General features: G+C 61.3%; 22 protein-coding genes and 2 tRNA genes. 9 read left to right on the top strand and 15 right to left on the bottom strand.

Annotated features, from left to right (window positions below):
* Positions 1 to 4 precede the first annotated feature (4 nt).
* The 11 genes from NBH09_RS09015 to NBH09_RS08965 form a co-directional block, all read right to left on the bottom strand.
* The gene (locus NBH09_RS09015) at positions 5 to 934 is read right to left on the bottom strand and encodes a YcjF family protein (RefSeq protein ID WP_250787747.1); all 930 of its coding nucleotides are present in this window, start codon (positions 932 to 934) and stop codon (positions 5 to 7) included.
* An 18-nt stretch (positions 935 to 952) separates the two neighbouring features.
* Positions 953 to 2,179, bottom strand: coding sequence for an FtsW/RodA/SpoVE family cell cycle protein (locus tag NBH09_RS09010; RefSeq protein WP_152068245.1), 1,227 nt, complete (start codon positions 2,177 to 2,179; stop codon positions 953 to 955).
* 9 nt (positions 2,180 to 2,188) lie between these two features.
* Positions 2,189 to 4,258, bottom strand: a complete 2,070-nt coding sequence (gene mrdA, locus NBH09_RS09005) for a penicillin-binding protein 2 (protein WP_161115636.1) — start codon at positions 4,256 to 4,258, stop codon at positions 2,189 to 2,191.
* 13 nt (positions 4,259 to 4,271) lie between these two features.
* Positions 4,272 to 4,838 (bottom strand): rod shape-determining protein MreD, encoded by a 567-nt coding sequence (locus NBH09_RS09000; RefSeq protein ID WP_250787746.1) that lies wholly within the window; start codon positions 4,836 to 4,838, stop codon positions 4,272 to 4,274.
* 11 nt (positions 4,839 to 4,849) lie between these two features.
* Positions 4,850 to 5,791 (bottom strand): rod shape-determining protein MreC, encoded by a 942-nt coding sequence (gene mreC, locus NBH09_RS08995; RefSeq protein ID WP_117770377.1) that lies wholly within the window; start codon positions 5,789 to 5,791, stop codon positions 4,850 to 4,852.
* A gap of 78 nt (positions 5,792 to 5,869) precedes the next feature.
* The gene (locus tag NBH09_RS08990; RefSeq protein WP_006236061.1) at positions 5,870 to 6,901 is read right to left on the bottom strand and encodes a rod shape-determining protein; all 1,032 of its coding nucleotides are present in this window, start codon (positions 6,899 to 6,901) and stop codon (positions 5,870 to 5,872) included.
* A gap of 127 nt (positions 6,902 to 7,028) precedes the next feature.
* Positions 7,029 to 8,333: a tetratricopeptide repeat protein gene (locus NBH09_RS08985; RefSeq protein ID WP_229065279.1), complete on the bottom strand. Its 1,305-nt coding sequence runs from the start codon at positions 8,331 to 8,333 to the stop codon at positions 7,029 to 7,031.
* A gap of 11 nt (positions 8,334 to 8,344) precedes the next feature.
* Entirely contained in the window at positions 8,345 to 8,887 is a 543-nt protein-coding gene (locus NBH09_RS08980) for a peptidylprolyl isomerase (RefSeq protein WP_006236059.1), read from the bottom strand.
* Positions 8,888 to 8,994: 107 nt separating this feature from the next.
* The gene (locus NBH09_RS08975; protein ID WP_250787744.1) at positions 8,995 to 10,137 is read right to left on the bottom strand and encodes a zinc ribbon domain-containing protein; all 1,143 of its coding nucleotides are present in this window, start codon (positions 10,135 to 10,137) and stop codon (positions 8,995 to 8,997) included.
* A gap of 103 nt (positions 10,138 to 10,240) precedes the next feature.
* A complete protein-coding gene (locus NBH09_RS08970; RefSeq protein WP_117770379.1) occupies positions 10,241 to 12,964 on the bottom strand; it encodes an HAD-IC family P-type ATPase in 2,724 nt (907 codons plus the stop codon).
* A gap of 76 nt (positions 12,965 to 13,040) precedes the next feature.
* Positions 13,041 to 13,117 (bottom strand) — tRNA-Arg (locus tag NBH09_RS08965).
* A gap of 202 nt (positions 13,118 to 13,319) precedes the next feature.
* Between NBH09_RS08965 and aroF the strand changes: the two genes are divergently transcribed.
* From aroF to aroQ, 8 genes are all read left to right on the top strand, one after another.
* Positions 13,320 to 14,342, top strand: coding sequence for a 3-deoxy-7-phosphoheptulonate synthase (gene aroF, locus NBH09_RS08960; protein ID WP_118238440.1), 1,023 nt, complete (start codon positions 13,320 to 13,322; stop codon positions 14,340 to 14,342).
* A 3-nt stretch (positions 14,343 to 14,345) separates the two neighbouring features.
* Positions 14,346 to 15,260, top strand: a complete 915-nt coding sequence (locus NBH09_RS08955) for a prephenate dehydrogenase (protein WP_117770381.1) — start codon at positions 14,346 to 14,348, stop codon at positions 15,258 to 15,260.
* Between the two features lie 36 nt (positions 15,261 to 15,296).
* Entirely contained in the window at positions 15,297 to 16,403 is a 1,107-nt protein-coding gene (aroB, locus tag NBH09_RS08950; protein ID WP_250787743.1) for a 3-dehydroquinate synthase, read from the top strand.
* Entirely contained in the window at positions 16,397 to 17,716 is a 1,320-nt protein-coding gene (gene aroA, locus NBH09_RS08945; protein WP_250787742.1) for a 3-phosphoshikimate 1-carboxyvinyltransferase, read from the top strand. The genes aroB and aroA overlap by 7 nt, the downstream gene beginning before the upstream one ends.
* A 1-nt stretch (position 17,717) precedes the next feature.
* A complete protein-coding gene (aroC, locus tag NBH09_RS08940) occupies positions 17,718 to 18,815 on the top strand; it encodes a chorismate synthase (protein WP_250787741.1) in 1,098 nt (365 codons plus the stop codon).
* 169 nt (positions 18,816 to 18,984) lie between these two features.
* Positions 18,985 to 20,130, top strand: a complete 1,146-nt coding sequence (gene pheA / locus NBH09_RS08935; RefSeq protein WP_250787740.1) for a prephenate dehydratase — start codon at positions 18,985 to 18,987, stop codon at positions 20,128 to 20,130.
* Positions 20,131 to 21,381, top strand: a complete 1,251-nt coding sequence (locus NBH09_RS08930; RefSeq protein ID WP_250787739.1) for a shikimate kinase — start codon at positions 20,131 to 20,133, stop codon at positions 21,379 to 21,381.
* Positions 21,382 to 21,445: 64 nt separating this feature from the next.
* Positions 21,446 to 21,883 carry a type II 3-dehydroquinate dehydratase gene (gene aroQ, locus NBH09_RS08925; protein ID WP_154516148.1) on the top strand — a complete coding sequence of 146 codons (438 nt, stop codon included), beginning with the start codon at positions 21,446 to 21,448 and terminating at the stop codon, positions 21,881 to 21,883.
* Positions 21,884 to 21,987: 104 nt separating this feature from the next.
* Here the strand turns inward: aroQ and NBH09_RS08920 are convergent.
* The 3 genes from NBH09_RS08920 to NBH09_RS08910 all read right to left on the bottom strand — a co-directional run bounded on the left by NBH09_RS08920 (position 21,988) and on the right by NBH09_RS08910 (position 23,743).
* Positions 21,988 to 22,064: transfer RNA gene (locus NBH09_RS08920), tRNA-Arg, on the bottom strand.
* 54 nt (positions 22,065 to 22,118) lie between these two features.
* On the bottom strand, positions 22,119 to 22,886 hold the full coding sequence (locus NBH09_RS08915) for an ABC transporter ATP-binding protein (protein WP_006236046.1): 768 nt from the start codon (positions 22,884 to 22,886) through the stop codon (positions 22,119 to 22,121).
* A gap of 11 nt (positions 22,887 to 22,897) precedes the next feature.
* Positions 22,898 to 23,743, bottom strand: coding sequence for an ABC transporter permease (locus NBH09_RS08910; RefSeq protein WP_250787738.1), 846 nt, complete (start codon positions 23,741 to 23,743; stop codon positions 22,898 to 22,900).
* 160 nt (positions 23,744 to 23,903) lie between these two features.
* On the opposite strand from NBH09_RS08910, the gene NBH09_RS08905 reads away from it, so the two are divergent.
* Positions 23,904 to 24,875, top strand: coding sequence for a glycosyltransferase family 2 protein (locus NBH09_RS08905; protein WP_250787737.1), 972 nt, complete (start codon positions 23,904 to 23,906; stop codon positions 24,873 to 24,875).
* A gap of 102 nt (positions 24,876 to 24,977) precedes the next feature.
* Here the strand turns inward: NBH09_RS08905 and NBH09_RS08900 are convergent.
* Positions 24,978 to 25,538 (bottom strand): SDR family oxidoreductase (locus NBH09_RS08900; protein WP_250787736.1); only part of this gene is annotated, 561 nt, incomplete at its 5' end.

Genomic DNA, 25,538 nt, shown 5'->3' with positions numbered 1-25,538 from the left:
ACCCCTAAGCAGCGAGATCTGATGCGTCCTGATAGGACGCCATAGGACGGGTAGCGCCCGCGACCGTGGTCACCAGATCGCGAACGCGGGAGAACGTGGCAGTGACCACCTCGTTGGCACGGCTGTAGTCGACATCGCGCTCGTAGAGCGAAACGAGCGCACGGCCCATGCCATAGGTGCCCGCGGCAGCAGTGAGCGCCTTGACGGCAAACCCAATATGCGGCGTCTGCTTGACGAGCGCGCGGGTGACCGCGCGGATCACAAGACCGCCGGCAAGCACGCCCGCGACCTCGTAGCCGCGCTCGGGCTTAATGCCGCGTCCAAAGACGGCAGCGAGCTCAAAGAGCATGCCCACCTGCGCCAGCGCCATAACGGGATAATCGGCGCCCGGCAAAAACACCAGTGCACCGGTCGCCATATTGGTGAGCGCGCACGAGGTGATGATACGATTGGCGGCCGCGATGCGCATGAAGGCAAAGTTCGCCGCAAAAGCCGTTTCCTTGTCGGTGCGATCGAGAATCCAGCGAGCAAGCGTCTCGAGCAGATACGTCTTATCGGTTGCCGCTACCACGCCAAGCATGGGCGTGGACTCCTCGATAAACGGCACCTCCACAGCAGACTCGGCAAGCACGCACACGGGCGCGCCGGCGATCACGAGCTCCTGCACGGCACTCTCCAAGCGGTCGGAACCACACGAGAGCACCAGCACCACATCGGTATCGGACTTTGGAGCAATTCGCTCCTCCCCCAGACGCTCGACGCGCACAATGCCCGAGGTCGTCTGCGGCACAAAGGCATCACGCACCGTCTCGGCCAGAAAGCGCGAGGCAGACGAATCCAGATAGACCGAGACGCGCACCGGCGTATCGGAATCCTTCTTAACGGACGCGCCCATCTTAAAAGCGCGGGTCAGCTTATCTACGGGAATTTTCATAGCAAACCCCTCCAGCGGTTACGCGGCGCCCGAACGATGCCGCCATATGGATTGTACGATACCCACCGTCAGCAGCTGAATCATCATCGAAGACGAACCGAAGCTAATAAACGGTAGCGGAATACCGGTAATCGGCATCATGCCGATGCACATGCCGATGTTTTCGAAGGTCTGGAACGCCCACATGCCAACGATGCCAACACACGAAAGACGCAAAAACAGGGACTCGCACTTAAAGGCGACGCGAATCGTCGAAAAGATCAACAGCACGTAGAGGCACAGGAGCAAAAAGGAACCGCAAAAGCCAAAGGTCTCGGACAGGAAGGCGAAGACGAAGTCGGTGTGGAACTCAGGCAGAAAGCCGCCGGCCGACTGCGTCGCATGGCCCAAACCCTTACCAAAGAAGCCGCCCGAGCCAACGGCGATAAGCGACTGCTGCAGGTTGTAGGCATCGTCCGAATCGGCATTATCGGGGTCGATAAAGACCGTCAGACGGTTCATCTGGTACTGCTTGATGAGCACATCGTGGCCGAGCAACGAATCAAAGACCGAATCAAGCGCCAGAACGAGGGCCACCAGGCCCACGAGCAGGGCCAGGGTCGACAGCACCCATTCGCGGCGTGCACCGCTCATACAAATGACGATGGCGCCCGAAACAAGCACGACCAGGCCCGAGCCCAGGTCGCCCATGGCAACGACGGCCAAAAACGGAATGGACAGCATGCCGCAGAGCTTGACGTAGTCGCGAACGGTATCGATGCGACCGTTATACTGCGAGCCAAGCGTAGCAATAAAGAAGATGGTGATGAGCTTGGCAAGCTCAACCGGCTGGAATGTCAAGCCGATACCGGGAATCTTGATCCAGCCCGTCATGCCCAGACCGCCCGTATAGGACAGACCTGGAATCTTGGGCGAGAGGATCACGATCAGGTCGATGACGAGCAACGCCGTCGAGAAATTGGAAATACCGCGCAGGTCGGTACGCCAGACCAGCACCGCCAGCACCGTACCGATTCCAATTCCCAGCAGATGGCGTGAGAACGAAGCGTCGGCCTTAAACTGCGAAGCCGACCAGATAATGATGGCACCGTAGGCGACGAGGGCCACAGTAGCCACGAGCACACCGATATGCACCTTTTGGCGAAACGTGCCGCGCGAGGCCGAAAGTTGCTTGTTGACACGGTCCAGGCTGCTGCGAGAGCCGGTCTTGGTTGAACGGAACAGATCCGCCGGAGAAAAATCCATCGCAACCTCCTATCGAACCGAAGAATCGCCCGAGGCCGAAGAGGTATCGGGCTCGTCATAAATCACGCCGAGCACGTCGCGCACGACATGCATCGCGGTATCTGAGCCACCGCCGCCCTGCTCCAGGACGGTAGCGATGACATACTTGGGGTCATCGGCCGGTGCATAGGCGCAGAACCACGCGTATTCATCCTCGCCACTTTTCTCGCCCGTGCCCGACTTGCCGTATACCTGCGGCGTCAGGGTGCCAAAGTGAGCCGCCAGGGACGTCGATGCCGTGTAAATCACGTCGTGCATGCCGTTGCGAACAAGAGCCAAATCCGAATCGCTGTTGATCTTGGCCTCCAGGCGCTTCTTTTTGCCCTTGCCGTTGTACTTATAGGCATCGCCGTCGCCATCGCGCGACACGGCAGACAAAAACACGTGAGGCACGTACTGTTTGCCGCCGTTGGCAAGACCCATATAGGCACACGCCATCTGCAGGGGCGTCACCAGGATGTCGCCCTGACCGATGGCAATGTTGGTCATATCGCCGGCATTCCACTTGCGGTCCTCGGCAGATGCGTCGGTGAAGTACGACTCTTTCCACTCGGCATCGGGAATACGGCCCGCGCCCTCACTCGGCAGATCGATACCGCAGGTCTTGCCTAGACCCCAGCGACGAAAGACCTCCTGCAGACCCTCGGGATGTTGCTCGTCATAAAAGAACGCCTTGCCCATGTCATAGAAGACAGGGTCGCACGAGTTGGCGATTCCCGACTGCAGCGTCATGGTGCCGTGGCCGGAATGCAGCCAGCAGTACTTGCCCCACGACTTGCCCAGACCCGTCCAATAACCCGTGCAGTTGGTCGTCTGCCCCGACGTGTAGGTTCCAAACTCAAGACCGGCCAGCGCCGAGAGCGGCTTGATGGTCGAGGCCGACATGTACTGTCCGCTAATGGCGCGGTTGAGCAGCGGGTGCGAACCCTTGTCATCATTGAGCTCGGTCCACACGTCATTTGAGACGCCGCCGATAAAGACGGACGGATCGAACTTGGGCTGGCTCGCCATGCCCAGGATCTCGCCATTGTTGGGATCGAGACACACCACAGCGCCGTTGCCGGCATTGCTGTAGCCAGTGGTCTTGGCAAGCTCGATAGCGCTCGCCAGTGCCGTCTCACAGGCCTGTTGGATCTTAAGGTCGAGCGTGAGCTTAATGTCGGAGCCGGCCTTCGCGGGCACGGCGCCGGCCTGACCGGTCACATTGCCCGAGGCATCGACCTTGACGGTCTGCTCGCCACGAATACCCTGCAGCAGGTTTTCGTAGTAGCTCTCAACGCCCGCCTGGCCCACGATATCGCCCGACTGGTACGTAATCTTGCCAGCAGAAGCATCATCATCGCCAGAGGTTTTCTTATTCTGGGCCTCGAGCTGCTCGGAGGTAATGGTGCCGGTATAGCCCAAGATATGGCATGCCGTCTCGCCGTATGGATACTGGCGTTCGGTACGCTCGGCAATCTTGACGCCCGGGAACTCGCCGGCGTGTTCCTTGATATAGGCAACCGTGGAGCGACGGACGTCCGTCGCGATGGTATGCAGGCTCTGAGCGCCCTCTGTATTGTCCTGAATATTGCGAAGGACCGCCACATAAGGCATTCCAAGCACGTTGGCAAGATGGCGAACCAGAACCTCATCCTCGGCAAGGTCGCGGTAGGCCACGACAGCAAGTGAGGGACGGTTCTGGACAAGCGCCACGCCATTGCGGTCGAGGATGCGGCCGCGCACAGCGGGTGTGGTAACGGTGCGAGTCTGATTACTATTGGCCTGCTTCTCGTAATAGTCCGACGAGACCATCTGCATGCCCCACAGCTTGACGGCAAGTGCCGCAAACATCGCGCCCACACCCGTGGTGAGGATGGAAAAGCGGCCCTTAAAGGCGGTCGCCGCGGTATTGCCCTCGCCCTCGGTGGCGCGCGGGGCCGTTCCATGCTGCGTATCGTAGGTAAAACGGGAATCGCCACGACGCATGATGACCAACGCGACCACGATGGCCACAACCAGCACGATACCGGCGATAATAACCGTCATCTGGGAAGACATCTACGGGCCTCCCCTATTTGAGCTTACGGATCTTGGGCTTAAAGCGCATACCCGTCTGGCGTCCGCCACGTGCGGAGAATCCATAGCCGGACTGCGGCACGACGCCGGACATCAAAAACGGAATGGCAACCAGACCCGTCAGGATCGAGGACGGCAGCGCATGGCCGAAGATCGCCACGACAAAGCTCGTCTCCAAACCCATAAACAGCAAGACGATGCTGTAGATCACATTAATGACGAGCGCGAAGGCGCCCACAGTGACGCCGCGCGCACTCGGGGTACCGCCCGTCTGACCGACGGCGCTGTGCACCAGGGCAAAAGAACCCACGGTCAGCAGGAGCGACATAACGCCCACCGGCACGGCAGCGGACAGGTCATAGAACAAGCCGCTGCAAAAACCGCACACGACGGCACGGGTCGGGTCGCCCGAGAACACGCTTAGGCACACCAGGATAATCATGAAGTTGACGCGACCGCCCGCAATGGAGATCTGCGGTGCCAGGCCTGCCTGCAGCAGCACGCACACGATGGCGGCGATTACAAACGTACGGGAGCTCATCCCCTGCTCGTGTAGATCCATGGACATGCCCCCTATTCGCTCGAGCCGGAATCGGTCGTCTCGGACGCGTCGGAACTGTCATCCGAACTCTCGTCCTTCGTCTTGGTCGCAGCGTCGCGCGACGTTCCCTGCGGCGTGCTATTAGCGGTGCTCACGTCCTCATCCGAAGCCGACTGTTCGTCGGTCAGCGAGGTGATGACCAGCACTTCCTCGTTGTTCTCGGCCGTGGTCTGAGCGCGCACCACAATGGTGTAGTACACGTCGTTTGCCGACTTCTCAACCGACGAGACGGTGCCGAGCGGTAGACCCTTGGGGAATACACCGCCAATGCCCGAGGTCACGATGATGTCGCCAACCTTAACATCGGAGTCGACGCTCACGTACTCAAGACGCAGCGTGCCGTCAGCCTGACCCTGCAGCATGCCCTGGGCGCGCGTGTCCTGTACCATGGCGGACACACCCGAGTTCTCGTCGCCAATAAGGCGCACGGTAGAGGTCTTGGCCGATACCTCGATAATCTGACCGATAACACCGGCAGAACTCGTCACGGGCATGTTGATGGTAAGGCCGTCGGCAGAGCCCTTGTCGATGGTTACGGTCGAGGTCCAGGCATCGCCCGAGGCACCAACGATACGAGCAGCGGTCGATTTGAGGTTGTAGGTCGACTGCAGGCCGACCAGCCCCTCCAGACGCTCGGCGGTCTTTTGAGCCTCGGAGAGCTCAGCAACCTTAGAGGTCAGCTCCTCGTTTTGCTTCTTAAGCTCGTCAAGCGTGTCCTGCGACGCCGTAAGGTTAGAGAACACGTTGCCGATCGCATTGAAGGGGGCCGCCACAGCCGAGCCCACAAAGCGCACCGGCGAGGTAATCGTCGTCACGCCCGAACGCACGGCATGAATCGGTCCTGCCTCGCCCTCGCGGATGTAAAACGTGAGCAGCAACACCGAAATCAGGCTGAAAACAATCAACGGGCGCATACCCGTTGATTGTCGCTTGGTATTCAGATTTGTGGAGAAACCCGAAGATCGTGCCAAATGGAATCCACCTTTTGGAAATTAAGCATTGGTCTGGACGAAGCCGCCATCAAACGCATTGGCCTCGAGCACGCGGGCACAGCCGTTAACGACGTTATCGAGCGCCGTGGGGCTGACGTTGACCGAAACACCGGTCTCATCGCGCAGGCGCACGTCGAGACCGCGCAGCAGCGCGCCGCCACCAGTCAGCAAAATACCGTAGTACATAAGGTCCGAGGCAAGATCGGGAGGCGTAGCGTCGAGTGCGTCCTTGACGGCCTTGGCCATCTCGTCGAGCGGCTTGTTGAGCGCGCGACGAATCTCCTCGCTCTCGATGCGCACGGTCTTGGGCAGACCGGTGATCACGTCGCGGCCGTTGACCTCGACGTCAAGCTCGTCCTTGAGCGGCACGGCGGAACCGACCTTGATCTTGATGTCCTCTGCCGTACGCTCGCCGATGGCAAGGTTGTAGGCATCGCGAACGTGCGTGAGGATGGCCTGATCGAACTCGTCGCCGGCAATACGGATGGACTGCGAGACGACGATGCCGCCCATAGCGATAACGGCAACCTCGGTGGTACCGCCACCGATGTCGATGACCATGGAGCCGGTGGGCTCCTCGACAGGCAGGTCGGCGCCGATAGCAGCAGCCATGGGCTCCTCGATCAGGTAGGCCTGGCGAGCGCCGGCCTGGATCGTGGCCTCAAAGACAGCGCGCTTCTCGACCGACGTGACGCCGGAGGGAACGCAGACGACAACACGCGGACGCGGAGTCCACGGATAGCGCTTCTCGGACGCCTTGTCGATAAAGTAGCGAAGCATGGCCTCGGTAACGTCGAAGTCGGCGATGACGCCGTCCTTCAGGGGACGAACGGCCACAATGTTGCCGGGCGTACGGCCGAGCATGCGCTTTGCCTCGATACCGACCGCCAGGATGCGCTCGTCGTTCTTGTCGATGGCGACGACGGAGGGCTCGCGGATGACGATGCCCTTGCCGCGCACGGAGACAAGCGTATTTGCGGTGCCGAGGTCGATGGCAAGATCGCCCGCATAGCTACCGAAGAACATATCCATCAAAGAAAACAACGCAACTCCTGATGTGTTGGATGATTGCTGGAAAACTACTAGCTCATCATACTAGCGCAAGCCCGGCACCTCACTTGCGGTGAAGCGCCGGGCAAAGCTAAATCCCATAAGGTCACTACTGGTTGTCAGCAGCCGAGAAATCCATATCGAGCGAGGAAACGGCCCAGCCGATATGGTTGTCGGAGCGCACGAATTTGACGGTGTACTCCTGCTCGCCGCCCTTGGACAGCGATGCCTTCACCTTAGCGGTCGTCTCGGTCATGGACTGATCCATGCCCTCGACGGACACGGTGGCGCCCTGCGGAATCGAGGAGATGATCATCGACTTGGCGTCCTCGGACAGGCTCGAGGCCAGGCAAGACTCGGCCTTTGCGGTGTCACCGTCGCCGGCAGCCTGGAACAGATCGGTGATAACCGACTCCTGCGAGGGGAAGCCAAAGCCGCGCGTGTAGGCAAAGCCCAGACCGCCCGCAGCAATCAAAATGAGCAGAAGCAGCACGATGAAGACTTTGAGACCCGTGTGGCGATGGCGACGACGGACCTTGGCCTGCTTACGATCCTGACGGTCCTGCTGGACCATCTCGGACTCGGACAGCGTAAAGAAGCCGGTGTCCGAGGGATCGGGCATAAACTGACCGGTCGCGCCCGTAGGATCGAGCGGATCGACGGCAGGAGCGTCCATCGCGGGCGCCGGAGCCGTGGCCATAGCCGTCTGGGCAGACAGCGCGGCAAGCGAATCATGCACGCGGGCAAGCTCATCGGCCTGCTCGGAAGTGAGCTGGTAGATGCCATCGGCAGTAGCGGCGTTAAAGGCGTCGAGTGCGTCGGAGGGACGGCCGGCGGCAGAAAGCGCCTGACCCATGCCGGCGTTGAGCGCACGCGTGTCGTCGCGGGGGCCGGCAAAGTCGATAGCCGTGCGGTAGGTCTCCACGGCATCCGCCGGACGGCCGAGCTTAATGAAGCAACGACCAAGCTCGCCCAGTGCGGCGGCAGGAGCCGGATTGGCGCCGTCGATGGCAGCCTGACGGAAGGCAGTACCCGCGTTGGCATAGTCGCCCGACTGGAACAGCGCGTTACCCAGGCCCAGATAGGCCTTGAACGGCGTGGCATAGGAAGCATCCTGCGTAGCAGCAGAGAACGCCTGGGCGGCCGTCGTGTAGTCGCCCACGGCGGCGAGTGCCTTGCCGCGGTTGGTGAGCAGCGCGCCGCGCTTGCCGTAGGTGCCGTCATTGAGGGCAGCGGCGTAGGCCTCGGCGGCCTCGGCATACATGCCCAGGTGCATCAAGGCGTTGCCACGAAGGTGATCGGCCTCGCCCATAATCTCATCGGGAGTTTTTGCCGCCCCAAGCATCTGGGCTGCAGCGGAAAAATCACCCGCGCGGTAAGCGGCGCGGCCCTGTTGGATCAGCTGGCTATTCAAGGAAGTCCCCTTTACTCGTGAACGATCTCGACATGGACGATCTCGTCGCCGGCACGCAGCTGCGAAATCACATCGAGACCCTCGACCGTGGTACCAAAGACGGTGTAACCGGAATCGAGGTTATGCTGGGCGCCCAGGCAGAAGTAGAACTGCGAACCCGCGGAATCGGGGTCCATGGAGCGTGCCATGGCAAGGGCACCATCGACATGGCTGTTGCGCGGATTGGTGGCAAACTCGCCCTTGATGCAGTAGCCGGGACCACCGGTACCGGGCATGCCGTCGGGGCCCTCAAGACCGGCAGCGACGTCGGCGCCGGACATATCGCGGGTATTGGGGTCGCCGCCCTGGATGACAAAACCGGGCACATAGCGATGGAACTTAAGGCCATCATAGAAGCCCATCGTAGAAAGCTCGCAGAAGTTCGCGACATGAATGGGAGCGCCCTCGCCGTCAAACTTGACCTTGATGGTACCCTTCGACGTCTCGATAACGGCGCACTCGTCGCCGGCAAGCTGATACTCGGGCGTGTAGAGCTCTTTCTTAAAACCAAACATGTGGTTCCTTCCTCGTGCGTTTAAAGCATATTTGTACGAATTGTAGCAATAAGCATGCGCTTACATCAATTGCGCACGTAGGTTATGCCGACTATGGCGAACTAATTTTAGGAACGCTGCTGCGGCTTCCAGGAGCCCACGTTGGCGTCGTACTGATTAAGCGCGCTGTTGCCACCCTGAGCGATGGGCGCCAGGATCTCGCTTTGGTGAGAACTCATCGACTCGCCATCGGGAATGGCCAGCGAGATGTCCCAACTCTGGCAGATCACGTCGACGCGCTCATACATCCACTCGGCAAGCTGCTTTAAGTGGGCAATGTCGTCCGCATAGACCGTATCGTCCTGGTACTTAAGGTTGCTGAGCTCATCTTGCGTCTTTTTAATCTGGTCGCGCAGGGCGTAAGCACTCTGCGACAGCTCCTGACGGGTGGACAGCGGCGTTCGGAGATAGCCGTTGTTAAAGGAATCGATGACCTCGCCGATCTGGTCCTCGTCACCGTAGGACACGATGGTCTGATACAGACCGTCGAGCCTGGTATAGAGCTGATCATCGGTCAGCACGGTTTCTTCCTGGACCACCTCGGCAGAATCGTCTTGCTTGGTATCGTCCTCAGTCGCCTCGCCCTTTTGGCGCGTGGGGAAGGTGGTTTGTGCAGCTTGGCCAAACTGGTCGTAGAAGCCAGGCATGACACCCATGGGATCGGTCGTCACGAACCAATAGGCACCGCCGCAAACGACGGCAAGTACCGCGATGACGATGAGCGGCTTGGGGATATGACGCTTGTGCTTGTGATAGGCGTCCTCGTCGGGATGCACTTTGCGCTTGGGTTTTTGAGCATCGTCGTGCAGGGAAACGGGCGTGGGAATATCGACCTTGGGGATACCGAAATCCTTATCGAAAGCCGGCAGCACGCAGGTCTCGTTAGGATCGGCGGCGTCCGAAAGAACCGCGGCAGCCGAGGCGGGCGCATGAGGCACCTCGGTATCGATCTGCTCTTGCGTTAGGCGCGGAAAGCCCGCCGTGTGGCCCGCTGCCAGGTCGGATGCGGCCGCGTCCTCGGAGAGGATACCCGGAGCGGGGCGTCCGCATTTGGGACACGTACGATCGTGCGGAGAAAGACGGGCACCGCAGCCCTCGCAGAACACGAACTCGGTGTGCTCGGGGCCATCGCCCGGACCCACATAGGCGTTGCAGTAGGGGCAGAACGAGGCGCCGTCCTCGATAGTCTTAAGGCAATGCGGGCAGATCACGGCATCCTCTTTTCGAAGCAATTCAAACAATCGAGGTTAGAGCATAACATCGCCACGGCCCCACAGGAGCAAGGCACCAATTCAACATCGCCAGGGCGCGTAGTTACTTCTTCTTTTTGCTTGGCATCGAGACTTTGATGCCTTGGGCGGACTTGGTCACGCGAGAGCGCTTGGCTCCGGTACTCCTCTTTTTCTTGGGCTGGGCCTGGGCCACGCCCTCGAGTGCACGGGCCTCGGCCTCGCGAGCGGTGCGATCTTCGCGGCGCTGCGCCATGTCGGCGGCGACGCGCTTGGCAAAACGCTCGGCCGTCGAACCCGTCGAGCTCACCTTGCCGCCACCGCGACCCAGGTGGACGCGCACACCACGGCCAAAACCAGTTGCGGCATGACGACGACGCGGCTTGAGCGAATCCATCATCGTGGCGAGCTTAAAGAACACCGAGCAGGTAAAGACCACGATAACAGCCAAGATAACCATCTGGCCCATCGACAGGTTGGCAATAGACAGCAGCTCCGGGAATCCGATAACGCCCACCAGGATGCCGGCGACTACAAACACAAAGAGCACCACACGTAAGGGCGTGAGAGGCTGCGAGATGCGCCAGATTAGGCTGACGCTCGCCGCGCACGACGTAAGCAGGCACATCGTAGACAGCGTGAGCTGGCTAAAGCCAAACACGCGCGCCACAAAGATATCGAGCGCCGCAGCCAAAATGACCGCAATCGACGCCGGCAGTGCACGCTTGAGTACGTTGCTCAAAAACGCACCCTTCACACGAGCATTGTTGGGCTCCAGGCCCAACACAAAGCCCGGCGCGCCGATGCAGAAGAAGTTAATGAGCGTCATCTGGATGGGCTCGAAGGGGTACGGCGGCAGCGCGATACACAGCGCCGCCAGGCCCATCGAGAACAGCGTCTTGGTCAGGAACAGTGAGGCCGAACGCTGCAGGTTGTTGATGGAGCGACGGCCCTCGGCCACCACGGCGGGCATCGAGGCAAAATCGTTGTCGACGAGTACGATCTCGGCCACGTTGCGCGCGGCATCGGAGCCGGCCGCCATGGCGACGGAGCAGTCGGCCTCCTTGAGCGCCAGCACGTCGTTGACGCCGTCGCCCGTCATGGCCACGGTGTGCTCGCGGCGCTTGAGCGCCTGCACGAGCTCGCGCTTCTGCTGCGGGGTCACACGACCAAAGACATGGTAGCGGTCCACTGCGGCATCGAGCTTGGCCGGCGTATCGAGCGTCGTGGCGTCCACATAAGCGTCCGCCCCCGGCACGCCCACCACGCGCGCGATCGACGACACCGTACGTGGGTCGTCGCCGCTGATCACGTTGAGGGTCACGCCCTGCTCGTTAAAGTAGCCGATGGTCTCGGCCGCCGAGGTACGAATCTCGTCGCGGATGGTCACAAATCCCACGGGCTCGGCCTCGCCCACCATATCCCCATCGGGCGTAAAGCCGTCCACGCGCGCCACCACGAGCACGCGGCAGGTATCGGCAAGCTCGGCGACACGGTTCTCGACCTGCGAAAACACACGCTCCGAAAGCACAAACTGCGCGGCGCCCATCACATAGGAGCCCTGCGCAAACGAAGCGCCGCTCCATTTTTTAGACGACGAGAATGGAATGACCGACAGCGGCTCGGACACCTCGACCGGGCGATCGGCGTAATAGTTGAGCAGCGCCTGGCATGTCTCGTTGGCATCGGCCGAGGTCGCACGTGCCACGTTAGCCAGCGCAAAATCGAGCACTGTGGTATCGACGGGAACAGCCGCCTCGTCCGAGTCCACGCCAAAGCCAACACCCTCAACAGGCAGCGGGTAGGTGCCCTCGACCTCCATACGACCCGAGGTAATGGTGCCCGTCTTGTCCAGGCACAGTACGTCGACGCGAGCGAGCGTCTCGATGCAGTAGAGCTGCTGCGCCAGCACCTTGCGGCGGGCCAGGCGCACCGTGGCGATGGCGAGCACCGACGAGGTCAGCAGCACCAGGCCTTGCGGGATCATGCCCAGCAGGGCGCCCACCGTGGACAGCAGCGCCGACGAAGGCACATGACCAGCCAACAGCTCGGAGAAGCACCATGAAAGCGCACTATCGCCCGGGGTTCCCGCGGCATCCCACAGCTCGCTCACACTCGAGGCAAACAACGCCAAACCGAGCGGGATCATGATGATGCTCGCAAAGCGCACGATGGCGTTAAGCGCGTTCATGATCTCGGAATTGACCTTTTTGACGTACTTCGCCTCGTTATTAATTTTAGCCACGTAGTTGTCGGCGCCGACATGGATCACGCGGGCGCGCAGCAGGCCCGAGTCGATAAAGCTGCCGCTCATGAGCTCGGAACCGGGCTGTTTCTTAATAAGGTCGCTCTCGCCCGTCAGCAAGCTCTCGTTCACGAGCGCCTCGCCCGAAACCACCACGGCGTCAGCGGGAATCTGGTCGCCGCGCCCCAGGCGGATGATGTCGTCGAGCACGATCTGGTCCAAGTCGAGCTCCACCTCGGCACCGTCGCGCACCGCGATGGCCTTCTTAGAGGTCAGCAGCGTGAGCTTATCGACCATCTTCTTGGACCGCATGGATTGAATGACGCCAATAGCGGTATTGAGGAACACCACAAACAGGAACGTCAGGTTCTTAAATGAACCGGTCAAAATGACCAGGAAAGCCAAGATCACGTTGATCAAATTGAACAGCGTGCAGAGGTTCTCGATGATGAGCTCTTTGACCGACTTGGTCTTGAGCTCCATGTTGCGGTTGATCTTACCGGCGGCGATGCGCTCCTCGACCTCGGCGGTCGAGAGTCCGCGCTCGATATCCGTTGCTGCCATACCACGTCCCATCACGTCGCGTCGGTATAAGAAAAACCGCCCGGACCATGCGAGGTTCGGACGGTCTTACGTTCGATGGTGCCCCATGTTGGATTCGAACCAACGGCCTTCTGCTCCGGAGGCAGACGCTCTAATCCCCTGAGCTAATAGGGCCAACGTTTGGCATTATACCCAAGTGCACCACGGGCTATCAAAATAAAAGAAAAAGCTTTGCAATTCCGAGGAAGACGAGGCGCAACGGCCCACTTTAGAAGGCAAAAGCGAGTCAGATAGTATAAACTCACATGCACCATATACACGGCTCGCGATGCGGGCCGTTTTTGCAAAAGTTATCCATCGAGGTGAGAGGCACACCATGATTGCAATTTTAAAGCAGAGCGCCAGCGACGATGCCGTAAGCCATATCGTCAGCTGGATTGAGAAAAAGGGGCTGAAGACCGATGTCTCGCGCGGCGAGAACGAGACGATCATCGGCCTGGTGGGCGATACGACCAAGATCGACCCGTTCCTGCTCGAGTCCATGGATGTCGTCGAGCGCGTGCAGCGCGTCTCCGAGCCGTTCAAGCGCGCAAATCGCAAGTTCCACCCCGAGGACTCCGTCATCGACTGCGGCCACGGCGTCAAAATCGGCGGCGACCAGTTCCAAGTCATCGCCGGCCCCTGCTCCGTCGAGGGCGAGAACCTCATCCGCATCGCACGCCGCGTAAAGGCCGCCGGCGCCACGATGCTGCGCGGCGGTGCCTACAAGCCCCGCACCTCCCCCTACGCCTACCAGGGCATGGGCCCCGCCGGCCTCGACCTGCTGTGCGAGGCGTCTGCCGAGCTCGACATGCCGATCGTCACCGAGATCATGGACCCACGCGACGTGCAGGTCTTCTTGGACAAGAAGATCGACGTCATGCAGATCGGCGCCCGCAACGCCCAGAACTTCCCCCTGCTCAAGGAGGTCGGCAAGACCCAGACCCCGATCCTGCTCAAGCGCGGCATGTCCGGCACGATCGATGAGCTGCTCATGGCCGCCGAGTACATCATGAGCGAGGGCAACGACAACGTCATCCTGTGCGAGCGCGGCATCCGCACCTTCGAAACCCGCACCCGTAACACCTTCGATCTCAACGCCGTGCCGGTGCTGCACCACCTGTCGCACCTGCCTGTCGTTGCCGACCCCAGCCACGCCACCGGCTACACCCGCTACGTTGAGCCCATGGCGCTCGCCGCGACCGCCTGCGGCGCCAACGGCCTGGAGATCGAGGTCCACGACGAGCCCAGCCGCGCATGGTCCGACGGCGCTCAGGCCCTCACCCCCGACCAGTTCGACGACACCATGCGCCGCATTCGCGCCATCCGCGAGGTCGTCTGCCAAGAGACCATGGAGTAGCCCATGGGTACGGTGAGAAACGCGCGCGTTAACCAGGGCGGTCCCAAATGCGCGGGCATCGTGGGCCTGGGCCTCATCGGCGGCAGCTTTGCCCGCGGCTATGCGCAGGCGGGCGTTCGCGTGCTGGCCTGGGACCCCGATGATGATGTCATGACGGCCGCCAGCATGGGCACTGTCGCCGGAGAGCTCAACGACGAGACACTCGGCGAATGCGACATCATCGTCCTTGCCTGCTACCCCGAGGCCTGCATCGAGTGGCTCGAGGCGCATGCCCGGGCACTCGCCGACGCCACCGACACCGAGGCCATCATGGGCCCCGTGGTGATCGACACGGTGGGCGTCAAGGGCATCGTGTGCGAGCGCGCCTTTGAGCTTGCCCGCGAGCACGGCTTTTACTTTGTGGGTGCGCACCCCATGGCGGGCACCCAGTTCTCGGGCTACGCGCACTCCCGCGCCGACCTGTTCCAGGGCGCCCCGCTCGTGCTCGTGCCACCCGCGGTGGACGATGCGCTCAAACTGGAGCTCTTGGGGCAGGTGCGCGAGATGGTGCGCCCCTTGGGCTTTGGCAAGTTCAGCGTGACCAGCGCCGCCGAGCACGACCGCGTCATCGCCTTCACGAGCCAGCTTGCGCACGTGGTGTCCAACGCCTACGTAAAGAGCCCGACCGCCCAGGTCCACCACGGCTTTTCGGCCGGTAGCTACCGCGATCTCACCCGCGTGGCGCACCTCAACCCGCAAATGTGGTCCGAGCTCATGATCGACGACGCCGACGCGCTTGCCTTCGAGATCGACCACCTGATCGACTCGCTCGGCGCCTACAGCCGTGCGCTCAAGGACCGCGACCAGCGCTATCTGGAGAATCTCCTTGCCGAGGGCGACCGCATTAAGCGCGCACTCGACGACGAGGCCTCCCACTAGACCACCTATCACGCCAGGTCGAAAGGACCATAGCTTATGGCGATTACCATCGATATCGACACCGCACGCCCCTACCAGGTGCATGTTGGCACGTTTTTGCTGGAGCAGGCGGGACCGCTCGTGCGCGCCACTGCCGGCGGCACCAAGGCCGTCATCGTGACGGACACCAACGTAGGCCCGCTCTACCAGATGCCCGTTAAGCAGAGCCTGGAGGCATCAGGCTACGAAGTGAGTATCTGCACCTTCGAGGCCGGTGAGGCACACAAGCGCGCCGAGACCTACGTTGCCATTTTGGAGTTTGTGGCCGAGCACGAGCTTTCGCGCTCCGACGTGATCGTGGCACTCGGCGGCGGCGTCGTGGGCGACGTGGCGGGCTTTGTGGCCGCCACCTACATGCGTGGCTGCAAGTTTGTGCAGATCCCCACGAGTCTGCTCGCCATGGTGGATTCGTCGGTGGGCGGCAAGACCGCCATCGACCTGGCTGCCGGCAAGAACCTGGCCGGCGCCTTTTGGCAGCCGAATGTGGTTATCGCCGACGTGGGGTGCCTGGCCACCCTTACGCCCGAGCAGTTCGCCGACGGCTGCGGCGAGGTCGTCAAGCACGCCGTGATCGCCGACCCAGAGCTTTTCGCCGAGCTGGAGAAGACCCCGCTCACGCTGGAGCTGCTCAACCGCGATGTAGCCCGCGTAGCGCTCATCATCGCCCGCAATATCGACATCAAGCGCGCCGTGGTCGTCGCCGACGAGCGCGAGACCAACCAGCGAAAGCTCCTTAACTTTGGACACAGCGCCGGACACGCCGTCGAGGCCTGCGAGCACTTTGAGCTTGGACACGGCAACTGCGTGTCGATCGGCATGGGCATCATCACGCGCGCCGCGGCCCTGCACGGCGTCTGCGATGCTGCACTGCCCGGTCGTATTGAGGAACTCTGCGCCCGCCACGGCCTCAAGACCCGCTGCGAGCTTTCCGCCGATGCCGTCTTTGCCGAGGCGCTCCACGACAAAAAGCGCGCCGGTGACACTATCGACCTGGTAATTCCGCACGACATTGGCCGTTGCAGCATCGACCGCACGCCGCTTTCCACTTTCCGCGAACTCATTGCCGAGGGCCTCGGCCAGAAGGGAGACGCATCCGCATGCTAGCCCGCATCACCCCGTCCCCGCTCAAGGGCACCGTTCCCGCCATCGCGTCCAAGTCGATGGCGCATCGCCTGATCATCTGCGCTGCGCTTGCCAACGGCGAGACACACGTCACCTGTAACACCACCTGCGCCGACATCGAGGCTACGGTGCGTTGCCTTACGGCCCTGGGTGCTCGCATTGAGACCGTCGAGGACGGCTTCCAGGTCCACCCCACCATGAAGAGTATTGAGTTTGGCCTGCTCAAAGCACTTGCAGGCGGCACGCTCGACTGCGGCGAGAGCGGCTCCACGCTGCGTTTTATGCTGCCCGTCGCCTGCGCGTTAGGCGCAGAGGCCACCTTTGTGGGCCAGGGTCGTCTGGGCGCCCGCCCGCTCTCTCCGCTCTCGGACGAGATTATCGCCGCCGGCTGCGACCTGCAGGGCCTGGGCGGTTTTCCGCTCAAGACGAGCGGACGCATGCGCCCGGGCACCTTTGTGCTGCCGGGCAACGTGAGCTCGCAGTACATCTCGGGCCTGCTGCTGGCAGCCCCGTTGCTCGCCCAGCCCTCCTGCGTGCAGGTGACCGGCCTCATTGAGAGCCGTCCCTACATCAACCTGACGATCCAGGCCATGAAGGCCTTTGGCGTCGAGGTCAACGTCGAGCGCATTCCGGCCAAGGACGGCCAGCCCGAGGTCACGAACTTCCGCGTAAACAGCGGCTCGTACCGCACGCCCGGCAGCGTAGCCGTCGAGGGCGACTGGTCCAACGCCGCCTTTTGGCTGTGCGCCGGCGCCATCGGCACCGACCCCATCACCGTCGAGGGCGTGTCGCTGAGCTCCGCACAGGGCGACCGCAACGTGCTTGCCGCGCTTTCGCGCTTTGGCGCCCGCATCGTGCGCTCCACCAACGCCGCCACCGTGCAATCCGACAAACTTGCCGGCTTTGAGATGAGTGCCCACGACATTCCCGACCTGGTGCCTGTTATCTCGGCCGTGGCCTCGCTGGCACAGGGCCGCACCTTTATCCGCGATTGCGCCCGTCTGCGCATCAAGGAATCCGACCGCCTGGTCACCACCACCCGCGAACTCACCGCGCTGGGCGCGCAGGTGCGCATTGCCGGCGATGACCTCATCATCAAGGGTGTCGATGCCTTCACCGGCGGCGAGGTCGATTCGCACAACGACCACCGCATCGCCATGATGGCCGCCATCGCCGCGAGCCGCGCCACCGGCGAGGTCGTGATCCACGGCGCCGAGGCCGTCAACAAGTCCTATCCCGATTTCTTCGACCACTACTGCCTACTGGGCGGCAAGGTCACGCTCGAGGAGGAATAGCATGTCCTCGACCTTTGGCAACGTCTTGCACTTAAGCATCTTCGGCCAGTCGCACTCCCCCGCTATCGGCTGCTCGCTCGATGGCATTCCGGCAGGTATCGCCGTGGACCAGGAGCAGCTGCAGGCCTTCCTCGACCGTCGCGCCCCCGGTCGCGACGAGACCGCGACCAAACGTCGCGAGGCCGACGCCGCGCATATCATCGCCGGTGTGGTTGATGGACATACCACCGGCGCGCCCATCGCCGCGATTATCGAGAACACCAACACGCGCTCCAAGGATTACTCCGAGCTGCGCCGCAAGCCCCGTCCGGGACATGCGGACTTCCCTGCGCGCTTGAAGTACCACAACATGCACGACGTCGCGGGCGGTGGGCACTTCTCCGGCCGTCTGACGGCCCCTCTATGCATCGCCGGCGGGATCGCGCTGCAGGCGCTCGAGGCCCGCGGCATTCAGGTCATGGCGCACGTCGCGCAGATCGGCGGCATCTCCGACCTGCCGATGGACGATATGGTCTATCGCGAGGCCGACCGCAAGGCGATCCTTACGAACGATCTGCCGTGCATTGACGCCGCCGCAGCCGGCCGCATGCGCGAGGAGATCCTAGCCGCGCGCGACGAACTCGACAGCATCGGCGGCATCGTGGAGTGCGGCATTTACGGGCTTCCCGCGGGCATCGGCGACCCCATGTTCGACGGCATCGAGAACCGCATCGCGCAAATCGCGTTTGGCATTCCCGCCGTAAAGGGCGTGGAGTTTGGCATGGGCTTTGCCGTGGCCGCCATGCGCGGCAGCGAAAACAACGATCCGTATCGCATCGATGCAGAGTCGGGCGAGATCGAGGTTGAATCCAACAACGCCGGCGGCATCCTGGGCGGTATTTCGACCGGCGCGCCCGTCATGTGGCGCATGGCCGTAAAGCCGACGCCCTCAATTGGCCGCGAGCAGCAGACCGTAGACATGGACGCCATGGAAAATGCCGAGCTCTCGGTCCACGGTCGTCACGATCCCTGCATCGTCCCCCGAGCCGTCCCCGTAGCCGAAGCAGCCGCGGCGCTCGCCATCTGGGACGCCCTCCTCGAGGACGCCGGACAGCTTTAGTCCACCCACCCCAAGGGTAGTTAATTTGGGACGGGGCTATTTTAGCTACCCCCATATGCCAGTTGATATTTGCCCTGGCACCCATCGATTCGACGACAGTCAAAGGGTAGCTAAAAAAGCCCCGTCCCAAATTAACTACCCCAGGCAACCATTCACGAAAGGGGTCCCTATGGACCTTGCTGACATCCGCCAGGCCATCGATGGCATCGACACCACGCTCCTCAACAGTTTTATCGAGCGCATGGACATTGCCACCGAGGTCGCCAAGTCAAAAATCGAGATGGGCAAGGCCGTCTTCGACCCCGCCCGCGAGCGCTCCAAACTCAACAACCTCGCCAGTCGCGCGCCCGAGCGCTACGAGGCCCAAACCATCACCCTGTTCCGCCTCCTCATGAGCATGAGCAAGGCCGAGCAGCAGCGCTACATCAACGAGCTCAAGGGCATCACCGTCTCGCAAAAGGCCCATGCCACGGCTGCAGCCTCCGACACGCCCTTCCCTCAAACTGCCACCGTCGCTTGCCAGGGCGTTGAGGGCGCTTACAGTCAAATCGCCGCGTGCAAGCTCTTCGACGTGCCCGATATTGCGTTCTTTGAGACCTTTGAGGGCGTCATGCGAGCCGTGCGAGACGGCTTCTGCGAGTTTGGCGTACTGCCCATCGAAAACTCCACCGCAGGCTCGGTCAACGCGGTCTACGACCTGCTCGCGCAGTTCGACTTCCATATTGTGCGCTCGCTGCGCCTCAAGATCGACCACAACCTGCTCGTCAAGCCTGGCACCAAGCTGCGGGATGTTCGTGAGGTCTTTAGCCACGGTCAGGCCATCGCGCAATGTGCCGGCTTTATCGAGGCACACGATCTGCACGCCACCAAGTATCCCAACACGGCTATGTCGGCCGAGATGGTCGCCAACTCCGAGCGCGCCGACGTCGCCGCCATCGCCTCGCGCAGTTGCGCGGCGCTCTACGGTCTGGAAGTGCTAGAGCCCAACATTCAGGACTCGGACAACAACTACACGCGCTTCGTCGTCATCAGCCGCGAGCCGCGCGTCTATCCCGGTGCCAACCGCACCTCGCTCATGATCACCACGGCCAACGAGCCGGGCGCCCTCTATCGCGTACTCGAGCGCTTCTACGCGCTCAATATCAACCTCATCAAGCTCGAGAGCCGCCCCATCCCCGGTCGCGACTTTGAGTTTATGTTCTATTTCGATCTGGACTGCCCCTTTGGCAGCAAGGCCCTCGACGACCTGCTCGATTCGATCGACGACGTATGTGAGAGCTTCACCTACTTTGGCAGCTACACGGAGGTGCTCTAGATGACCGATACCGCGGCAACCCGCCCCTACGGCGTCCTGGGCCGCGTGCTGGGCCACAGCTACACCCCGACCATCTACAAGGAGCTCGCTGGGCTTGAGTACGTGCGATTTGAGCGCGAGCCCGAGGATCTTGAGGCCTTTATGACCGGCGACGAATGGGAGGGCACCAACGTGACCATCCCCTACAAGCGCGCCGTCATGGACTACCTGGACGAGTTGAGTCCCCTGGCCGAGCGCATGGGCAACGTCAACACCATCACACGCCTACCTGACGGTCGCCTGCGCGGCGACAACACCGACTACTTTGGTTTTCGGTGCCTGGTCGAGGAGCTGGGTGTAGAGGTTACCGACAAGAAGGTCCTTGTGCTCGGTGCCACCGGTGGTGCCGGCACCACGGCCAGCATGGTGCTCGGTGACCTTGGCGCCACCGTAGTGCCCGTGGGCCGCACAAGCGAGGTCAACTACGGTAACCTCGCACTGCAGTCAGATGCCGCGTTGCTTGTCAACTGCACGCCTGCCGGCATGTTCCCCCACTGCCCCGACGCTCCCTGCACGCTCGAAGGCCTCGATGCACTCGAGGGCGTCATCGACATTGTCTACAACCCCGCCCGCACGGGTCTGATGCTCGAGGCTGAGCGCCGCGGCATCCCCCGCATCGGTGGCCTGCTGATGCTCGTTGCCCAAGCGGCACAGGCCGTCGAGCGCTATACCGGCCAGGTCACCCCGCGCGAGCGCATCCTGGACGTAACGGAGCGCTTGTCACGTCGCGAACAGAACATCGCGCTGATCGGCATGCCGGGTTCGGGCAAAACCCGCGTGGGCGAGCAGATCGCAATGCTGACGGGTCGCGAGCACATCGACCTGGACCGCGCCCTCGAGGAACGCCTCGGCATGCCCTGTGCCGACTATATCGTCGAGCGCGGCGAGGCGGCCTTCCGCGAGCAGGAGACGGCGGCCCTGGCCGACATCTCCAAGCGCAGCGGCCTGGTGCTTTCCACCGGCGGCGGCGTGGTAACGCGCGACGAGAACTATCCGCTGCTGCACCAGAACAGCCAGATTGTGATGCTCAACCGCAAGCTCGACGAGCTCGCCCACAAGGGCCGCCCCATCACCGCCCGCGATGGCATCGACAAGCTGGCCGAGCAGCGTATGCCGCGCTACCGCGCCTGGGCCGACTGCATTATCGACTCACGCGACTGCGCCACCAACACCGCCCAAGCCCTCCTCGACACCCTCCCACCCGCTCTCTAACCAAAACCACCACAAAGGGGACAGGCACCTTTGTGGTGGTTTTCCAACCGCAAAGGAAGCAACCATGAAAGCACTCGTCATCAACGGCCCAAACCTCAACATGCTCGGCATTCGCGAGCCGGGCATCTATGGCAGCGACAACTACGACCGCCTGGTCCAGATTTGCCAGGAGGCAGGCGCCGCGCAGGGCTTTGACGAGGTCGAGGTCTTCCAGTCCAACCACGAGGGCAGCATCGTCGACAAGATCCAGGAGGCCTACGGCAAGGTCGACGGCATCGTCATCAACCCGGCCGCCTACACGCACACAAGCGTGGCCATCTTGGATGCCCTCAAAGCCGTCGCCATCCCGGCTGTGGAGGTCCACATTAGCGCCGTCGAGACCCGCGAAGACTTCCGCCAGGTGAGCTACGCCCGTCTGGCCTGCTTCGCCACCATCACCGGCGAAGGCCTCCAGGGCTACGCCCACGCGCTGGAGCTGCTGAGGGAGCATCTCGAAAAGTAAAATGCCAGCCCCAACAAACAGCAGCGGCTTGCTCGCGCTCGGCTCCAGCAGCACACAAGATGAAAAAAGCCCAGACCACCAAGCGGTCTGGGCTTAATAAACGATGGTGCTCCATGGCGGATTCGAACCGTCGACCTTGGGATTAGAAGTCCCCTGCTCTATCCAACTGAGCTAATGGAGCAAATAGCCGCACGCCCAAGCAAGCGCAAGCCTGTCAAGCGCAAGATATTATAACCTAGTTGAACTGCTCGCGGTACGCCTTGCAGACCTCATCGACCGGGCCGTCCATGCGAAGGTCACCCTTCTCAATCCAAACGGCACGCTGGCAGATGCGCTCAACCTGCTCCATAGAGTGCGAAACGAACAGAACCGTCACGTCGCCGCTCTGGATAAAGTGCTGGATGCGGGCCTCGCACTTCTGCTGGAAGAACACATCACCGACGGACAGCGTCTCGTCAACGATCAGAATATCGGGCTCGGTAATCGTCGCGATTGCAAAGGCGATACGCGCCACCATGCCCGAGGAGAAGTTCTTAAGCGGCATATCGACAAAGTTCTGCAGCTCAGCGAACTCGATAATGCCGTCAAAGTTGGCGTCGATGAACTCCTTGGTATAGCCAAGCAGGGCGCCGTTCAGATATATGTTCTCACGGGCAGTCAGCTCGGGGTCAAAGCCGGCACCAAGCTCAATCAACGGTGCGATATTGCCGTGCACCTTAACGCTGCCCTCGCTAGGCTCAAGCACGCCAGCGATAATCTTGAGCATCGTAGACTTGCCGGAGCCATTGGTGCCGACCAGACCCACGACCTCGCCGCGATGAATATCGAACGAGATGTGCTTAAGCGCCCTAAACTCCTCAAAGAACAGCTCGTGCTTGGCAAGCTTGATGAAGTACTCCTTGAGGTTGGTCAGCGACTCGGACGCCATGTTAAAGATCATGGTGACGTCGTCGACCTCGACAGCCAGAGGCTGCTCGCTGTAATCAACAACAGATTCAGTCATCACAGCACTCCTTAGATGTAGAGGATGAACTTGCGCTCGGACTTATGGAACACGGTATAGCCAATAATAAGCGCAAGAACCGCCCAGGCAACGCACATACCAAACGTCATAAGCGAGGGCGTAGTCTGGAACAGGAAGATATCGCGCATAAACTGCAGGTAGTTGAACATGGGGTTCGCATACATCAAGATACGCACGAGATGCGGCATTTGCGCAATATAGTCAGTCGTCCAGAAGATGGGCGTAATGTAAGTCCACGCCGTAATGACGACGCTCCACAGATGCATAACGTCGCGGAAGAAGACCGTAAGGGCAGAGAGCATCATGCCCAGGCCCATGCAGAAGCACATAAGCAGCAGCAGGCAAACCGGCAACAGAATCAGGTGCCAAGAAGGCATAACGCGGAACCACAGCATGACGATGGCGACGGCGACCAGCGAGAAGGCAAAGTTGACCAGCGAGAAGAGCACCTTCTGCACCGGGAAGACCCAGCGGTGCACCTTAACCTTCTTGAGCAGAGGGGCAGCGCCCACGATCGACGTCAGGGCCTGGTTCGTAGACTCGGACATGACGGCAAAGGTAATGTTACCCACGATCAAGTACAGCGGGTACATCTCGGGCGTCATTGAGCCATTGCGGCCCTGGCCAAAAATCGTCGAGAACACGATGGCCATGACGATCATCATCAGCAGCGGGTTGAGCACCGACCATGCGACGCCCAGAACGCTACGGCGATACTTGATCTTAAAATCCTTGGTAACCAGCTGACGAAGGATAAACGCGTCCTTCTCAAATTCGTTCTTAGCAAACGTCGCAGGCAGACTGCGAGTTTCTTGTTGCTTTGTCAGATCCGACACGGATGCAACTCCTTTACTCGTAATCGTTGACAAACGAACAGTATAGACCCGACGGCCATGCAAACGATTCGCGCAACAAAACTGGAGAACTAACCCACATCTTAGGATGCCAAGCCCAAACGGCTATACTTTCAAGGATTGAACGTATAAGGAGCATTGAGTGAATTCTGAATCCATCGCCGTCATCATCCCCTGCTACAACGAAGCGCCCACGATCGGCAAAGTCATCGACGACTTTCACCGCGAGCTTCCGCAAGCGACGGTCTATGTCTATGACAACAACTCGTCGGACGATACCTCACGCATCGCCACCGAGCACGGCGCCACGGTCCGCTTTGAGCCCCGTCAGGGAAAGGGCAACGTATGCCGCCAGATGTTTCGCGACATCGACGCCGATTGCTACCTGATGGTCGACGGCGACGACACCTACCCCGCCGAGGCGGCCAAGGCCCTCTGCGAGCCCATCCTTAACGGTACGGCCGACATGACCGTAGGCGATCGCCTTTCAAACGGCACCTACGCCGAGGAAAACAAGCGCGCCTTCCACGGCTTTGGCAACAATCTGGTCCGCGCCATGATCAAGTGGATCTATGGCTACAGCTTCGATGACGTCATGACCGGCTACCGCGCCATGAGCCGCCCGTTCGTTAAAACCTTCCCAGTGCTTTCCGAGGGCTTTCAGATCGAAACCGAGCTCTCGATCCACGCCGTCGACCACCGCTGGCGCATCAAAGATGTGCCCATCGAGTACCGCGACCGTCCCGAGGGTTCCGAGTCCAAACTCAACACAGTGAGCGACGGCATTAAAGTCGTTGCGATGATCGGCACGCTGTTCAAGGACTACCGCCCGCTGAAGTTCTTCAGCCTCGTAGCGCTTCTGTTCGCGGTATTCGGCCTCGCCCTGGGCATGCCCATCGTTGTCGAATATTTCCAGACCGGCCTCGTCCCGCGCTTCCCCACCGCTATGCTCGCCGCCTCGTTTATGTTCCTGTGCGGCCTGAGCCTTGCGACCGGCTTCATCCTAGATTCTGTAGCAAAGGTCGAAAAAAAGCAGTGGGAGGTCAACGTGTACAGCAAATACGCCTACGACGACCAGCCCGGCCACCCTACTTCCAAGCCAAGCGAGAGGTAGATCTTCCGCAAAATACTATTGGCACCACTGCGCAGATAGCCACCAACAAGAAAAGCCGCCGTTAAAGAACGGCGGCTTTTACTCTCGAAAAGTTAATAGCGGCTAGAGCGTCTTGAGGTACTCCCCCAGCTCTTCCTCCCAGTCGGGCATGTGGAACCCGACCGACTCGAGCCTGGAAAGGTCGAGCGCGGAGTGGACCGGGCGCGGGGCGACGGGACCGGCGGCGCTCGCGTAGTAGTCGGCGGTCGATACCGGCAAGACTTTCTCCCCGTTGCCGTTGGCCGCCTCGAAGACGGCGCGGGCGATGTCGGCCCAGGACTTGACGGCGCCGGAGCCGGTGCAGTCGTAGGTGCCGTAGGGGGCGTGCGTCCCCAGCACGTGGAAGATGGCCTCGGCCATGTCGCGCGTGAAGGTCAGGCGGCCCAGCTGGTCGTCCACGACCGTGACCTGGTCCAGCTTGTCGTCCGGGTCGGCTACGCGGTCGGACAGCCCCTTCATGGTCTTGACGAAGTTGTGTCCCTCGCCGATGACCCAGCTGGAGCGCATGATGTAGTGGCGGGGGCACCCCGCCACGGCGATGTCGCCGGCGGCCTTGGTCTGGCCGTAGACGGACAGCGGGCTGAGGGGCTCGCCCTCGTCGTGGACCTCGGCGGTGCCGTCGAA

The organism is Collinsella sp. BG-O-102, from assembly GCF_023656745.1.
GTDB lineage: Bacteria > Actinomycetota > Coriobacteriia > Coriobacteriales > Coriobacteriaceae > Collinsella.
Note: the sequence above shows the minus strand (reverse complement) of the source record. Positions and strands in the feature narration are given on the sequence as shown.